General features: G+C 57.0%; 1 pseudogene. It reads right to left on the bottom strand.

Annotated elements, in window-relative coordinates:
• A pseudogene (locus JQ46_RS11640) lies at nucleotides 1-414 on the bottom strand (IS3 family transposase); the annotation flags it as partial.

Genomic DNA, 414 nt, shown 5'->3' with positions numbered 1-414 from the left:
ATCTTGGCTCGAATGCCCATCTCACGCATGAGTTTGTAGACGAGTTTGTGGTTGACCACCCACCCCTGGTTACGCAGGTCAAGTAGCACTCGTCGGTAGCCGTAGCGATGCTTGTTGCGCTCGAAGCTTGCCCGGATCGCGTCTTTGAGCTCGGCGTGCTTATCTGACTGGCCGAGGCGTTTCTGGTGGTAGAAGAACGTCGACCGTGGGATACCTGCTGCCTTTAGGAGGTGCTCCAGGCGGTGGTGCGACTTGAGGATGACAATCGCCTGGACTTTCAGGCGTGTCCCTGGTTCCTCAAGTCCCGCAATTTTTTTAGGTACGCGTTTTCCGCTTCCAACCGTGCGATCTGACGGCGCAGCTTGTCTTCTTCTGTAAGCCGCTTCGGTGCAGCCGAGCCTTTGGGTCTGCCCT

Source organism: Corynebacterium jeikeium, assembly GCF_000738175.1.
Classification (GTDB): domain Bacteria; phylum Actinomycetota; class Actinomycetes; order Mycobacteriales; family Mycobacteriaceae; genus Corynebacterium; species Corynebacterium jeikeium_C.
Note: the sequence above shows the minus strand (reverse complement) of the source record. Positions and strands in the feature narration are given on the sequence as shown.